We start from the raw sequence: 14,481 nt of genomic DNA, 5'->3' as shown, positions 1-14,481 counted from the left end.
GCCTTGTTCAGCAGGACCGGATCAGGGGCCTGATGTCTTCGTCGGCGACGACGGGAACAACGGCTCCGAGACGTTGACGTTGACCGTCTGGTTCTTGTCGATCGTGGTGCCCGCCTTGGGGCTCTGGCCGGTGATCGTGCCTTCCGGCTGCGAGCTCGTCCGGTCCGCCCGCTGGTTCAGCTGCCCGGTCCAGCCCATGCTCTGCAGCTTGGCCTGGGCGTCGTCGAACGTCATCCCGACCAGGGTCGGCATCTGGATCTGCGTCGGCTGGGACTGGTCGGGGCCCGTCGACACGGTCAGCGTGATCGTCTCGCCGATCGCGAGCTGGCCGCCGTTCGGGTTCTGGGTGATGACCGAGTCCTTCGGCACCGTGTCCGACGGCTGCTCGCTCTTCTTCGTCTTCCAGCCCTGGCCTTCGAGCGCCGCCTTGGCCTGCGCGTACGGCTTGCCGGTGAAGTCGGTGACCGTCTTGAGCTGCTTCGACTTGCCCACCGTGATCCGCACGCTGGTGCCCTGGTCGACCTCGGACGCCGAGGCCGGGGTCTGGTTCTGCACCAGGCCGGCCTGGTTCGGGTCGTCGACCTCGATCTCGCCGACGGACGGGTCGAGCGTCAGCTTCGCGTCCTTCAGCGCCTGCTCGGCCTGGTCGCGCGTCTTGCCCTTGAGGTCCGGCACGCTCGCTTTGCCCGGCGCGACCCCGACGTACAGGGTGATCTTCTGGCTGGTCGCGACCTGCGTCCCGACCGACGGGTCGATCTTGATGACGCGGTTGATGTCGCCGTCGCCGCACTGCGGGCTGCCGTCGGTCGGCTGCACGCCGCAGGTGACCTGCTTCTGCTCGATCGTGCCGTTGAAACCCTTGCCGTTCAGCGTTTCGCGGGCCTGGGGGACCGTCTGGTGCAGCACGTCCGGGACCGCCACCAGCGTCGCGTCGTTGCTCTTGAACGCGTTCGACAGCCACATGATCAGCAGCACCGAACCCAGCACGAACACCGCGGCCAGCACGGCGAAGATCGTGCGGCGGCGGCGCTTGGCCTTCGGGTCCTCGTCGTCCGGCTCGGGGTACTCCTCGTAGCGCTGCGGCTGCCGCCGGTCGGCGTTCATCACCTGCGTGCGCTCGTCTTCGGACATCACCATCGGCGCCGCCGGGCGCTGGCCCGACAGGGTGCGCACCAGGTCCGAGCGCATCTCCGCCGCCGACTGGTAGCGGTTCGCCGGGCCCTTGGCCAGCGCCTTCAGCACGACCGCGTCCAGCTCCGGCGCCACCGCCGGGTTCACCGACGACGGCGGGTTCGGGTCCTCCCGGACGTGCTGGTAGGCCACCGCGACCGGGGAGTCACCGGTGAACGGCGGCTCGCCGGTGATCAGCTCGTACAGCACGCAGCCGGCCGCGTAGACGTCCGACCGCGCGTCGACCGACTCGCCGCGGGCCTGCTCCGGCGAAAGGTACTGCGCGGTGCCGATCACCGCGGCCGTCTGGGTCATGGCGGACTGGCCGTCGTGCATCGCGCGCGCGATGCCGAAGTCCATCACCTTGACCGCGCCGTTCTTCGTGATCATCACGTTGGCCGGCTTGACGTCGCGGTGCACGATGCCGTGGCGGTGCGAGAAGTCCAGCGCCGCGCAGACGTCGGCCATGACCTCCATCGCCCGCTTCTGCGACATCGGGCCTTCGGTCTTGACGATGTCGCGCAGCGTCCGGCCTTCGACGTACTCCATGACGATGTACGGCAGCGGCCCGAAATCGGTGTTGGCTTCACCCGTGTCGTACACCGCGACGATCGCCGGGTGGTTCAGCGCGGCGGCGTTCTGCGCCTCGCGGCGGAAGCGCTCCTGGAACTGCGGGTCCCTGGCGAGGTCGGCACGGAGGATCTTGATCGCGACTTCCCGGCCGAGACGCACGTCGTGGCCGTGATGGACCTCGGACATGCCTCCGTAGCCGAGCGTTTCGCCCAGCTCGTACCGGTTGGAGAGCAGTCTGGGTGTGCTCATCTCTGGGTGCCGTTCCATTCCGTCCAAGGTGTGGTCATGATGCCTTGCCGGCCATCGTCGGTCGTGCCGGGAGTGTCCGCGGGGTAGACGCTCGAGGACTGCTCCGCGGGCACCTGTCTGCCCGGGACCACCTGGCTCTGCGTCTGACCGCTGTGCGGCGGCGAGCCGCTGCCGCCGCCCAGCATCTTCGCCACCAGGACGATCCCCGCCACCAGGACAACGAGCAGGATCGCCGCGAGCAGCGCCCACCAGCCCCACTGCGTCTTCTTGCGGGCGGCCGGCAGCATGACCTGCCGCGGATGGGGCCGCGACGGCGGGCCGATCGCGATCATCGGGTTCATCGCCGGCGACGGCGGGCCGACCGGCATGTGCGGCGGGAGCTGCTGCTGCGGGATCGGCACCGGCATCGACGGCGGCGGCTGCTGCGGCGGGAGCTGCTGCGGCACCACCGGCTGCTGGCCCGTCGTGTAGGTGGCGTTGACCAGCCCCGACGGCGCCGGCAGCGGCAGCCCGGCGCGGACCGCGGCGACGGCGGCCGCAAACTCGCCGCCGTCGTTGTAGCGCTGCCGCGGGTCCTTGACCAGGGTCGCCTCGATCACCGCGCGGGCCGCGGGCGGCACGTCCGGCGGCAGCGGCGGCGCGACGTCGCGGATGTGCATCATCGCGACCGTCACGGCGTTCTCCGACAGGAACGGCCGGTGCCCGGCGAGGCACTCGTAACCGCACACCGCCAGCGAGTAGACGTCGGACGCCGGTTCGGCCGGCTGCCCGAGCGCCTGCTCCGGCGCGATGTAGTGCGCGGTGCCCATGACCATGCCGGACCGGGTGACCGGGGCGGCGTCGGCCGCCTTCGCGACCCCGAAGTCGGTGATCTTCACCTGGCCGGCCGAGGTCACCAGGATGTTGCCCGGCTTGACGTCGCGGTGGACCAGGCCGTGGGAGTGCGCGGCCTGCAGCGCGTTGCCCGCCTGCTCGAGCATGTCGAGCGTGAACTCCGCCGACAGCCGCCCGTGCTTGGCCAGCAACCCGGCCAGCGGGTCGCCGTCGACGAGCTCCATCACCAGGTACGCGATCGACAGGTCGCCGTCGAGGATCGTCTCGCCGTAGTCGTGCACCGCGGCGATGCCGGGGTGGTTGAGCGACGCCGTCATCCGCGCTTCCGTGCGGAAGCGGTGGAGGAACTCGGCGTCGCCGGAGAGCTCGGTCTTGAGGATCTTGACGGCGACAGTCCGGTCCAGCCGGGTGTCACTGGCCTGCCAGACCTCGCCCATCCCGCCGACGGCGATCCGGCTCGTCAGTTTGTAGCGGTCGGCCAGCAGCTGACCGGAGGACAGCATGCGCTATCCACCCCCGAGCTTGGCGTTGATCGCGGCCCGGCCGATTTCCGCCGCGACCGTGCCGCCGGTGGCCGCGAGACCGCGGTTGCCGCCGTCCTCGACGATCACGGCGACCGCGATCTGCGGGCTGTCGGCCGGGGCGAAGGCGGTGTACCAGGCGTGCGGGGGCGTGTTCTTGGAGTCCGTGCCGTGTTCGGCGGTGCCGGTCTTCGACGCGATCTTGATGTCCGCGCGCTTGCCGCCACCCTTGGTGAAGCCTTCGGAAGCGATCATCATGTCCTTGAGGATCGCGGCGTTCGACGACGAAAGCGCCGCGGTGCCGGTGAGCTCGGTGGGGCTGTAGTCCTCGATGGTCGACAGGTCCGGCGCCAGCACCGACTGGACCAGCTGCGGCTTCATCGCCATCCCGCCGTTGGCCACGGTGGCCGAGAGCAGGCAGTCCTGCAGGGGCGTCAGCCGGACGTCACGCTGGCCGATGCCGCTCTGGTAGAGCGCGCCCTGCGAGTCGAGCGCGCCGACCGTCGACGGGGCGACCTTCATCGGCACGGTCAGGTCGGTCTGCCCGATGCCGAAGTTCGCCGCCGTCTTCTTGATCTTGTCCGCGCCGAGCTGGCCGGCGAACTCCGCGAAGGGCACGTTGCAGGAGTGCGCGAGCGCGTCCTTGAACGTGTTGCCCGGGCAGGTCTCGCCGCCGTAGTTCTCCAGCGTGACGTTGGTGTTCGGCAGTTTCGTGTTCGGCGCGGTGCTGACCTGGGTGTCCGGGCCGATGCCGTTTTCGAGCGCGGTGGCCGCGGTGACGAGCTTCATCGTCGACCCCGGCGGGTAGGTCTCCGAGATCGCCCGGTTCAGCATGGGCTTCTTCGGGTCCTTGTTGTTCGCGTTCCAGGCGTCGGTCTGCGCCTTCGACGTGTGCGAAGCGAGCGAGTTCGGGTCGTACGACGGCGTCGAGACCATCGCCAGGATCCGGCCGGTGCTCGGCTCCATCGCGACGACGGCGCCGGTGTAGCCCTTCTGCGTCATCAGGTCGTAGGCGGCCTTCTGCACGGCCGGGTCGATGGTCAGCCGGACGTTGCCGCCGCTGGGGTCGCGGCCGGTGACCATGTCCGACAGCCGCCGCACGAACAGCCGCGGGTCGGAGCCGTTGAGGACGTCGTCCTCGGCGCGCTCCAGGCCGCCGGCGCCGTAGTTGATCGAGTAGTAGCCGGTGACCGGCGCGTACATCGGGCCGTCGGCGTAGGTCCGGATGTACTTGTACTTGTCGTTCGACGGGTTGATGCCGGCCAGCACCTCGCCGTTGGCCTGCGACACGATCTTGCCGCGCTGGCGGGCGAACTCGTCGTAGAGCACGCGCGCGTTGCGGGAGTCGGTGCGGTAGTCGTCGGCCTTCACCACCTGGATGTAGGTGGCGTTGCCGAGCAGCAGGACGACCATCACGAGCATCGCCATGCCGACCTTGCGGAGCGGGGTGTTCATGCCTGCGCGCCCCCGTCCGCCGGCGGGCGTTGCACGAGCACGGTGTGCGCCTCCGCGATCGGAGCCTGCGGCTGCTGCTGCGGCTTCGGGCGGGCGGCCGGCCTGCGGGCCGCGTCGGAGATGCGGAGCAGCAGCGCGACGAGGATGTAGTTCGCGAGCAGCGACGAACCACCCTTGGACAGGAACGGGGCGGTGATACCGGTCTCCGGGATGAGTTTCGTGACCCCGCCGACGACGACGAAGATCTGCATGACCATGGTGAACGCGAGCCCGCCGCCCAGCAGCTTGCCGAACGTGTCGCGCACGGCCAGCGCGCTGCGCATACCGCGCATCGCGACCAGCAAGTAGAGCATCAGCACCGCGGCCAGGCCGATGAAGCCGAGCTCCTCGCCGATCGACGCGGTGATGAAGTCGGTGTTGGCCTCGGGCACCATGTCCGGCCGGCCGGCGCCGAGCCCGGTGCCGCCGACGCCGCCGGTGCCGAGCCCGAACAGGCCCTGCGCCAGCTGGTAGCCGCCGCCCGCCTGGTCGTAGGTGGCCAGCGGGTCCAGCCAGTTCGCCACGCGCTGCTGGACGTGCGCGAAGAGGTTGTAGGCGATGACGCAGCCCACGGCGAAGAAGCTGAGGCCGAGGACGACCCAGATGGCCCGCTCGGTGGCGACGTACAGCATCACCAGGATCACGCTGAAGAACAGCAGCGACGTGCCGAGGTCCTTCTCGAACACCAGGATGCCGATGCAGGCGAACGCGGCGATCAGGATCGGGCCGAGGTCGCGGGCGCGCGGGAGCTCGACCCCGACGAGCTTCTTGCCCGCCACCATGAACAGGTCCCGCTTCGACACCAGGAACGAAGCGAAGAAGATCATCAGCAGGATCTTCGCGAACTCGCCCGGCTGGATCGAGAAGAACGGCAGCTTCAGCCACACCTTGGCCCCGTTGACCTCGGACAGGCTCGACGGCAGCAGCGCGGGCAGGGCCAGCGCGACGATGCCGATCAGGCCGGCCGTGTAGCCGTAGCGGGTCAGCGTGCGGTGGTCGTTCACCACGATCAGCACCACGACGAAGAACACGAGCGAGATCACCGTGAACAGCACCTGCGCGGTGACCGCGGGCGTGTAGTCCTTGCCCTGCTGCGTGGCGCGCTCGGCCAGGGCCAGGTCGATCCGGTGGATCATCACCAGGCCGATGCCGTTCAGCAGCGCGACGCAGGGGAGCAGCACCGGGTCGGCGTACGGCGCCCACCGGCGCACCGCGAGGTGCGCGGCGGCGAAGATCGCGAGGTAGGCGAGGCCGAGCCAGATGATCGACCAGGTCAGCTCCTGCTCCTGGTTCGCTTCCACCAGGACCAGCGCGACGGTGACGATGAACGTGGCGAACCCCAGCAGCACCAGCTCGGTGTTGCGGCGGGTCGGGACCTCGCGCGGCGGGTTCGTCTGGAACTGCGCGGCGAGCGGTTCGGCGGAGCGCGCGACGGGCTGGCCCATCAGTTACCGCCTCCCGTCGTCGGTGCCGTCGAACTCGGCGTCGAGCAGTCCCTCCCCGCTGGCTGGTTCGCCGACGACGGGGCAGTCGAGCCGGCCGGAGCCGACGGAGTCGTCGTCGGCGTGACCGGAGGGGTCGGCGTCGTGGACGGCTGACCGCCCGCCGGCGCGCAGTTGTTCAGGCGCTTGCGCAGCTGCAGGAAGTCATCGATGTACCTGCGGGCGTCATCGAGGCTGTCCTTCTTGACGCCGTTCTGCACCGCCAGCCGCGCGTCCTCCTGGAGCTGGTTGACGCGCAGCTTGTCCGTGCACACCTGGGTGGGCGGGCAGGACCCCTGCTCGTAGGCGTGCAGGTCGATGCCGAGAATGCTGCCGGGGACGCCGCGGTAGATCACGACCTCCCCGTCCGCTCCCTCGCCGACATAGTACTGACTCAGCACGAAGTAGCGGGTCGCGATGGCCGCCGCGGCGAGCACCACGAGGACCACCAGCGCCCCGGCCAGCCAGCGGAACCGCTTCCGCCGCTTGGCCTTGGGGTCTTCGGTGGGCTGCGGCAGTTCCGGGCGCGGCTGCGGCGGCGGCTGGGTCAGCGCCCTGGCCCGCGCCGCGGGCGAGTCGCCCTGGTGGCGTTCGTCGCTGCCGTCCCCGGCGGCGCCGCCCACGATGGGCGCGTCCTCGCCGAAGTCGACGTCGACCACGTCGGCGATGATCACCGTGACGTTGTCGGTGCCGCCGCCCTTGAGCGCCAGCTCGATCATCCGGTCCGCGCACTGCTGCGGGTCCGGGATCTGCACGGCCTCGGCCAGCGTCTCGTCGGACACCATGCCGGACAGGCCGTCCGAGCAGATCAGGTACCGGTCACCGGAACGCGCTTCGCGCACGGTCAGGCTCGGCTCGACCTCGTGCCCGGTCAGCGCCTTCAGCAGCAGCGACCGCTGCGGGTGCACCGCGGCCTCTTCGGGCGTGATCCGGCCCTGTTCGAGGAGTTCGTTGACGAAGCTGTCGTCGCGCGTGATCTGCGCGAACTGGCCGCCGCGCAGCAGGTACGCGCGCGAGTCGCCGACGTGCACCAGCCCGAGCCGGGTGCCCGCGAACAGGACGGCGGTGAGCGTGGTGCCCATCCCGTCCAGGTCCGGGTCCTGCGAGACGAGCTCGGCGATCGCGGCGTTGCCGTTCGCCACCGCCTCCCGCAGCTGGGCGAGCAGATCGTCGCCCGGCTCGTCGTCGTCGAGCGGGGCGAGGGACGCGATGACGACCTTGCTGGCCACTTCACCCGCCGCGTGGCCACCCATGCCGTCGGCGAGCGCGAGCAGGCGAGGGCCGGCGTACACGGAGTCCTGGTTGCTCGAACGCACCAGGCCCCGGTCGCTGCGGGCTGCGTAGCGGAGGACGAGAGTCATGGGCGAAGCTCGATCACCGTCTTGCCGATCCGGATGGGGACTCCGAGCGGGACCCGGAGGGGTGCAGTGACCTTAGCCCGGTCGAGATAGGTGCCGTTCGTCGAGCCCAGATCTTCCACGTACCAGTCCTCGCCGCGCTGGGCGATCCGCGCGTGCCGGGTGGACGCGTAGTCGTCGTCGAGGACCAGCGTGGAGTCGTCGGCCCGGCCGATCAGGATCGGCCGGCCGTCCAGCGCGATGCGCGTCCCCGCCAGCGCGCCGTGCGTGACGAGCAGCTGCTGCGGGGACTTGCTGTTGCGCGGCTTCTTCTCCTTCTTGCGCCCGAAGGTCGGGACCTGGACGCGCATGCCCGACGCCGCGTAGAGGTCCGAGCGGACGACTCTGAGCGCGGCGAACACGAAGAGCCAGAGCAGCACGAGGAAGCCCACCCTGGTGAGTTGTACGACCAGCTCTGGCACTTGGTGTGTCCGCTCCCGACTCGTCCGTGCAGCCGCGACGCGGGTACGCCGCGGTCCCCCCGCACGTCAATTCTGCGGGAACAGTATTCCGGGTCCCGAGTCAGCCCTGTGTACGGAACACCAGGGACGAATGACCCACCCGGATCACGTCGCCGTCGGCGAGCTGCCAGGTCTGGACCGGGGTGCCGTTCACGGTCGTGCCGTTGGTCGAACCGATGTCCGCGAGCGTCGCGCTCTGGCCGTCCCAGGTGATCTCCAGGTGGCGGCGCGAGACACCGGTGTCCGGGAGGCGGAAGTCCGCGTCCTGGCCGCGGCCCACGACGTTCCCGCCCTGCTTCAGCGAGTACGTGCGGTTGGAGCCGTCGTCCAGCTGCAGGCTCGCCGCGAGCTGGCGGCCCGGCGCGGGCTGGGCGTAGCCGCCCTGCTGCTGGCCGTACGGGTCACCGGCCGGCTGGCCGTACGCGCCCTGCTGGCCGTACTGGTCGTAGCCGCCCTGCTGCTGGCCGCCGTACTGGTCGTAGCCGCCGCCCTGGGGCTGGCCGTAGCCGCCCTGGTCGTAGCCACCACCCTGGGGCTGGCCGTAGCCGCCCTGGTCGTAGCCGCCCTGCTGCGGTTGCCCGTACCCGCCCTGGTCGTAGCCGCCCTGCTGGGGCTGGCCGTAACCCTGGTCGTAGCCGCCCTGCTGGGGCTGGGCGTAGCCGGCCTGGTCGTAGCCGCCCTGTTGCTGCTGCTGGCCGTACTGGTCGTAACCACCACCGGGCTGCTGCTGGCCGTACTGGTCGTATCCACCCTGCTGGCCGTAACCCTGGTCGTACCCGGGCTGCTGGCCACCCTGCTGTCCGTAGCCGTACTGGCCCTGCTGGCCGTACGGGTCACCCTGGTCGTATTGGCCGTAGCCGGGGGGCTGGCTCATTGCTGGGTCTCCTGCGTTGCTGGGTCGTGCCGACCGCGGTGAACCGGCGCCTGAGGGGCGGGCGTCGGGATCGACGGACGAACGGGTCTTGAACTGTCCAGTATGCAGCGCCTCGTTGCGCTCGAGTGATACGACGACGTCACCATAGGTGTCCAGGCCCTCGGCGGCGAGGTGTTCCGCCACCGCCTTCGCCAGGACCTGGGTGACGCGTTGCTCGTCACCGGCCATGCGCTCGTGGTCAGCCGTCCCCAAGGACACGATGTAGTGATTCGGGGCGAGCTGCCGACCGCCTGCCAGCTCACGAACGTTCTCCTCACTCTCCCGCTCCAGGGCGATCGCCACTTCCTGCGTGACGACGTTGCCACCGAACATGCGCGCGAAAGTGTTCCCCACCAGGTTCTCGAGTCGCCTGTCGAATCGTTCGGCGCGGCCCACCGGGGAAAACCTCCTTGCACGTGTGCTTCCGCTATCGATCCTATCCGGGTGAGCCAGCCTCTACACGGCCCCCGGTGAAAGCCGTTCAAACCACCTGCTAGTCTTCTCCTCGCCGCTTGAGACAAGCACTAGGGCGAGTGGCGGAATGGCAGACGCGCACGGTTCAGGTCCGTGTGTCCGAAAGGACGTGAGGGTTCAACTCCCTCCTCGCCCACCAAAGGGGCCCCGGCTACTGGCCGGGGCCCCTTTTTCATGGTCTGGACCTGGCCGTGGGGTTTGTCACGGCTCCGCGTTCGCCCTGGGCGAAGTTACGCCGTGTGGGTGGCGATCCAGTCGGCGATCACGTCCGCGCGGCTCGTCGTCTCGATGCCCGCGTGGGGGCAGCCCGGCCCGGTGGCCTCCAGAGCGACCAGCTCGGTGCCGGAAAAATACGGCGCTCCCGAGTCGTACGTGCACGCGCTCGTCGTGATCTCCGGGGCCGCGCCGCGGACGCCGAGCGTCGTCGGGTCCACCTTCGCGACCGCCACCGTGCCCTCCTGCATCCGGGTCGCCGGCTTGGGGTCCGTGCCCGTCAGGCTGCCCCAGCCCGCCAGCGTCAGCTGCCGGCCGACCTTGGGGGCCGTGCGGCTCACCGTCAGCGGCGGTACCGCTGCCACCGGGGAGTCCAGGTGGATGAGGGCGACGTCGTTCTCCTTGGCCTGGAGGACCTCGGTCGCCTTGCGGGCGATGCCCGACTCCGTCTCTTCGTCGGTCAGGCCCAGCGTCACCGTCGTGGGGTACGGGATCTTTCCCGAGATCCGGTCGCGGTGGGCGTCGTGGAAGCAGTGACCGGTCGTGACGACCCAGGCAGGCGCGATCAGCGCGCCCGTGCAGTAACTGCTGTACGTCGAGCCGTCCGGGCGGGGGATCTTCGTCATCGCGAGCTTCGCGACGAACCCGTACTGCCCCGGTGGAACGTCGGATCCGTGGGCGACGGCCCAGGCGGCGGGGGCGGTGGAGATGGTCAGGACAGCAGCGGCGAGCAGGGCGCGCAGGCGCATTCTTCCCCTTCGTCGAGTCGGTGGTCGACGTTCGACGTTAGGGCCGCCGCCGCGGGCGGGGAATTCCCTGGCCGGGCGTCACCCGGTGGTCCATCGGGTGACGCCCGGCCGCGGGATCAGTTCACGCCGACCAGGTCGACGACGAAGACGAGCGTTTCGGACGGCTTGATCGCGCCGGGCACCCCGCGCTCGCCGTAGGCCAGGTGCGGCGGGATGACCAGCTTGCGGCGGCCGCCGATCTTCATCCCGGCGACACCCTTGTCCCAGCCCGGGATGACCTGGCCGACCCCGAGGCCGAACCGCAGCGGCTCGCCGCGGTCCCAGGACGCGTCGAACTGTTCGCCGGTCGAGTGCGAGACACCGACGTAGTGCACGGTGACGGTCTGGCCGGCCGTGGCTTCCGCGCCGTCACCGACGGTGAGGTCGGTGATCTCGAGTTCGGCCGGCGCAGGTCCGTCCGGGCGGTCGATGAGGGGCTTTTCCAAGGTCATGGCCCTCACCGTACCTACGTGCGATCGGCTGCGCCGATCGGACTACGCCCAAAGAGGGGAGAAACGCGAAAAGTCTTCACACTTCAGCTACTGCTCGGTAGCGTGCGCTTCGTCACTCTTCTGGACTGAGGGGAGCCCGGCATGCGACGACGCATCCGCGCCCTGACCGTTACGGCACTGGGGGCCCTCGTGGCCGGGCTGACCCAGGTCGCCGTTTCCGCGCCGGCCGCGGAGGCGGCCCTGTCACCCGACGACTACTGCGGCGGGCAGTGCAACGACATCCTCCCGCCCGGCGAGAACGGCAACGCCACCCTCGCGGACATCCTCGCCCACAAGCTCCTCGGCACCCGGCCGGCGCACGCGGCCGACCAGCTCGGGAAGTACGCCTCGCTGGCCGGCGGCTACAAGACGCTGACCACCGGCGCGATCAGCCAGTACTTCAACGACTCCTCCTTCGGCGTCCCGGCCGACCAGGTGGCGAGCACGACGAAACCGCGCTCCGACGTCACGATCGTGCGGGACAAGGCGCTCGGCGTCCCGCACATCACCGGGACCACCCGCGCCGGCACCGAGTTCGGCGCCGGGTACGCGGCCGGGCAGGACCGGCTGTGGCTGATGGACGTGCTGCGGCACGCCGCCCGCGGCCAGGTCACCTCGTTCGCCGGCGGCGCACAGGCCAACCGCGAGCTCGAGCAGCAGTTCTTCGCGAACGCGCCGTACACCGAAGCCGAGCTGCAGCAGCAGATCGACCGCACCGCGGCCAGCGGCCCGCGTGGCGCGCAGGGCCTCGCCGACGCGCAGGCCTACGTCGACGGCATCAACAAGTACATCTCCGACTCCTACAACGGCCGGTACTTCCCCGGCGAGTACGTGCTGACCGGGCACGTCGACTCGATCACCAACGCCGGGTCGATCGACCCGTTCAAGCTGACCGACCTGGTCGCGCTCGCCTCCCTGATCGGCGCCGAGTTCGGCGCGGGCGGCGGCGGCGAGGTGCAGAACGCCATCGCCAAGCTCGCGATGCAGGAGAAGTACGGCGTCGTGCAGGGCGAGAAGGTGTGGCAGAGCCTGCGCTCGGAGGACGACCCCGAGGCGGTCAAGACGCTGCACGACGGCCAGACCTTCCCGTACGGCAAGACTCCGGCCAACGCCACCGGCCGGGCCATGCCGGACAAGAACTCGGTGACGCCGCAGCCGCTGGTGTTCGACCAGACCGGCTCGGCCGCCTCCGCCACGCCGTCCACTGTGGACGTCGCCGCGCCCGCCGAGCTGGAGCCGGCCCGCGGGATGTTCGACAACGGCGTGCTGCCGGCGAACATGCTGAGCGAGAAGCACGGCATGTCCAACGCGCTGCTCGTCTCCGGCGCCAAGACCGCCAGCGGCCACCCGGTCGCCGTGTTCGGCCCGCAGACCGGCTACTTCGCCCCGCAGCTGCTGCTGTTGCAGGAACTGCAGGGCCCGGGCATCAGCTCGCGCGGCGCGGCCTTCGCCGGGTTGAGCATGTACACGCTGCTGGGCCGCGGCCAGGACTACTCGTGGAGCGCGACGACGTCGGCGCAGGACATCATCGACACCTACGCGCTGCAGCTGTGCGACCCCAACGGCGGCACGGCGACGAAGGACTCGAACTACTACACCTACCAGGGCAAGTGCGTCCCGATGGACACCGTCGAGGTGAAGAACTCCTGGAAGCCGACGGTGGCCGACGGCACCGCGGCGGGTTCGTACACCCTGCGCAGCTACCGGACCAAGTACGGGCCGGTGCAGAGCCGGGCGACCGTCGGCGGCAAGCCGGTGGCGTACGCGGCCCTGCGGTCGTCCTACTTCCACGAGGTCGACTCGCTGATCGGGTTCCAGGAGCTCAACGACCCGACCTTCGTCAAGTCCGCGGCGGACTTCCAGCGGGCCGCCGCCGACATCAACTTCACGTTCAACTGGTTCTACGCCGACTCGAAGGACATCGCCTACTTCAACTCCGGCGCCAACCCGGCCCGGCAGTCCGATGTGGACCCGAACATGCCGGTGTGGGGCGACCAGGGCCACGACTGGGTCGGCTGGAACCCGGCCGGCAACGTCGCGACCTACACGCCGGCGTCGCAGCACCCGCAGTCGGTCAACCAGGACTACTACGTCAGCTGGAACAACGCCCAGGCCAACGGCTACGCGGCCGCGGGCGCCGACAAGTCCGCCGTGCACCGCGTCGACCTGCTCGACTCGCGGGTCAAGAAGCTGATCACCAGCGGCACCAAGGTCACCCGGGTCAACCTGACCCAGGCGATGGCGGAGGCGGCACTGGCCGACCTGCGCGCCGAGCGCGTGCTGCCGCTGCTGCTGCAGGTGCTCGACAAGACGCCGACCACCGGTGCGGCCGCGGACGCCGAGGCGAAGCTCAAGACGTGGCTCTCGCACGGCCAGCTGCGCACGGAGACGTCGGCCGGCAGCAAGGCCTACGCCGACGCGGACGCGATCCGCATCTTCGACGCCTGGTGGCCGCTGCTGGTCCAGGCCGAGTTCAAGCCGGGCATGGGCGACGACGCCTACAACGCCATGACGGGTGTGCTCGGCATCAACGAAAGCCCGTCCGGCTGGCAGAACGGCAACGGCCAGCACACCGGCCAGCCCCACAAGGGCTCGTCGTTCCAGTACGGCTGGTGGGGTTACGTCAGCAAGGACATCCGGCAGGTGCTCGGCCAGCCGGTGGCCGGCCCGCTCGCGCAGACGTTCTGCGGCGGCGGCGACGCCACCGCGTGCCGCCAGGCGCTCGTCGACTCGCTGACCACGGCCGCCGGCCAGTCCGCGAGCACCGTCTACCCCGGTGACGCGAACTGCTCGGCCGGCGACCAGTGGTGCGCCGACTCGATCGTCCAGAACCCGCTCGGCGGCATCACGCAGGACAAGATCAGCTGGCAGAACCGCCCGACGTTCCAGCAGGTCGTCGAGTACGCCGCCCACCGCGGCGACAACATCGCCAACCTGGCGGCGACGAAGACGGTCAGCGCCACCAGCGCCGAGACCGGCTTCTACAACTCGCCGGCGTCCAACGCGATCGACGGGAACGCCTCGACCCGCTGGGCCAGCGACTGGAGCGACGACCAGGCGATCACCGTCGACCTCGGTTCGGTCCAGCAGGTCTCGCGGGTGCTGCTCAACTGGGAGTCGGCGTACGGGAAGAGCTACCGGATCCAGCTCTCCCCGGACGCGGTGAACTGGACGGACGCAGCCGTGGTGACCGACGGCGACGGCGGCCAGGACAACCTCGCCTTCGCCGCCACCCCCGCCCGGTTCGTCAAGATGCAGGGCGTCCAGCGCGGGACGAAGTACGGCTACTCGCTGTACGAGTTCGAGGTCTACGCCCACTAGGGGGTCTGCCGCAGCTTGTCGTGAGTGGTAAGGCGGGTTAGCGCAACGCAGCACGGTGCCGCTCGACCGGGTCGCCGCCCGCCTCGAAAGCCTGCTCACGG

The 14,481-nt window shown here is 70.1% G+C and carries 10 protein-coding genes and 1 tRNA gene; 2 read left to right on the top strand and 9 right to left on the bottom strand.

Features of this window, described 5'->3' with window-relative positions; all coding sequences use genetic code 11:
• Positions 1-21 precede the first annotated feature (21 nt).
• From pknB to ABZW17_RS08355, 7 genes are all read right to left on the bottom strand, one after another.
• Positions 22-1,992, bottom strand: a complete 1,971-nt coding sequence (pknB, locus tag ABZW17_RS08385; protein WP_354811042.1) for a Stk1 family PASTA domain-containing Ser/Thr kinase — start codon at positions 1,990-1,992, stop codon at positions 22-24.
• Positions 1,989-3,329 (bottom strand): serine/threonine-protein kinase, encoded by a 1,341-nt coding sequence (locus tag ABZW17_RS08380; RefSeq protein ID WP_354811040.1) that lies wholly within the window; start codon positions 3,327-3,329, stop codon positions 1,989-1,991. Before ABZW17_RS08380 ends, pknB begins: the two co-directional genes overlap by 4 nt.
• 3 nt (positions 3,330-3,332) lie before the next feature.
• Positions 3,333-4,802 (bottom strand): penicillin-binding transpeptidase domain-containing protein, encoded by a 1,470-nt coding sequence (locus tag ABZW17_RS08375; RefSeq protein WP_354811038.1) that lies wholly within the window; start codon positions 4,800-4,802, stop codon positions 3,333-3,335.
• Positions 4,799-6,286, bottom strand: a complete 1,488-nt coding sequence (locus tag ABZW17_RS08370; protein ID WP_354811036.1) for an FtsW/RodA/SpoVE family cell cycle protein — start codon at positions 6,284-6,286, stop codon at positions 4,799-4,801. The genes ABZW17_RS08375 and ABZW17_RS08370 overlap by 4 nt, the downstream gene beginning before the upstream one ends.
• Positions 6,286-7,683, bottom strand: a complete 1,398-nt coding sequence (locus tag ABZW17_RS08365; RefSeq protein WP_354811034.1) for a PP2C family serine/threonine-protein phosphatase — start codon at positions 7,681-7,683, stop codon at positions 6,286-6,288. The genes ABZW17_RS08370 and ABZW17_RS08365 overlap by 1 nt, the downstream gene beginning before the upstream one ends.
• The gene (locus ABZW17_RS08360) at positions 7,680-8,141 is read right to left on the bottom strand and encodes an FHA domain-containing protein (protein ID WP_003079002.1); all 462 of its coding nucleotides are present in this window, start codon (positions 8,139-8,141) and stop codon (positions 7,680-7,682) included. The genes ABZW17_RS08365 and ABZW17_RS08360 overlap by 4 nt, the downstream gene beginning before the upstream one ends.
• A 100-nt stretch (positions 8,142-8,241) precedes the next feature.
• Positions 8,242-9,489, bottom strand: coding sequence for a DUF3662 and FHA domain-containing protein (locus ABZW17_RS08355; protein WP_354811031.1), 1,248 nt, complete (start codon positions 9,487-9,489; stop codon positions 8,242-8,244).
• Positions 9,490-9,620: 131 nt separating this feature from the next.
• Between ABZW17_RS08355 and ABZW17_RS08350 the strand changes: the two genes are divergently transcribed.
• Positions 9,621-9,706: transfer RNA gene (locus ABZW17_RS08350), tRNA-Leu, on the top strand.
• A gap of 91 nt (positions 9,707-9,797) precedes the next feature.
• On the opposite strand, the gene ABZW17_RS08345 is transcribed toward ABZW17_RS08350, so the two are convergent.
• Both ABZW17_RS08345 and ABZW17_RS08340 read right to left on the bottom strand, forming a co-directional pair.
• Positions 9,798-10,529 (bottom strand): trypsin-like serine protease, encoded by a 732-nt coding sequence (locus ABZW17_RS08345; protein ID WP_354811029.1) that lies wholly within the window; start codon positions 10,527-10,529, stop codon positions 9,798-9,800.
• 116 nt (positions 10,530-10,645) lie between these two features.
• Positions 10,646-11,020: an FKBP-type peptidyl-prolyl cis-trans isomerase gene (locus ABZW17_RS08340; RefSeq protein WP_354811027.1), complete on the bottom strand. Its 375-nt coding sequence runs from the start codon at positions 11,018-11,020 to the stop codon at positions 10,646-10,648.
• A 141-nt stretch (positions 11,021-11,161) separates the two neighbouring features.
• Between ABZW17_RS08340 and ABZW17_RS08335 the strand changes: the two genes are divergently transcribed.
• Positions 11,162-14,380: a penicillin acylase family protein gene (locus ABZW17_RS08335; RefSeq protein WP_354811025.1), complete on the top strand. Its 3,219-nt coding sequence runs from the start codon at positions 11,162-11,164 to the stop codon at positions 14,378-14,380.
• Positions 14,381-14,481 lie beyond the last annotated feature (101 nt).

Source organism: Amycolatopsis sp. NPDC004625 (assembly GCF_040609695.1).
Taxonomy (GTDB): domain Bacteria; phylum Actinomycetota; class Actinomycetes; order Mycobacteriales; family Pseudonocardiaceae; genus Amycolatopsis.
The sequence above is the reverse complement of the archived record's forward strand: the minus strand, read 5'-3'. Positions and strand labels throughout refer to the sequence as shown.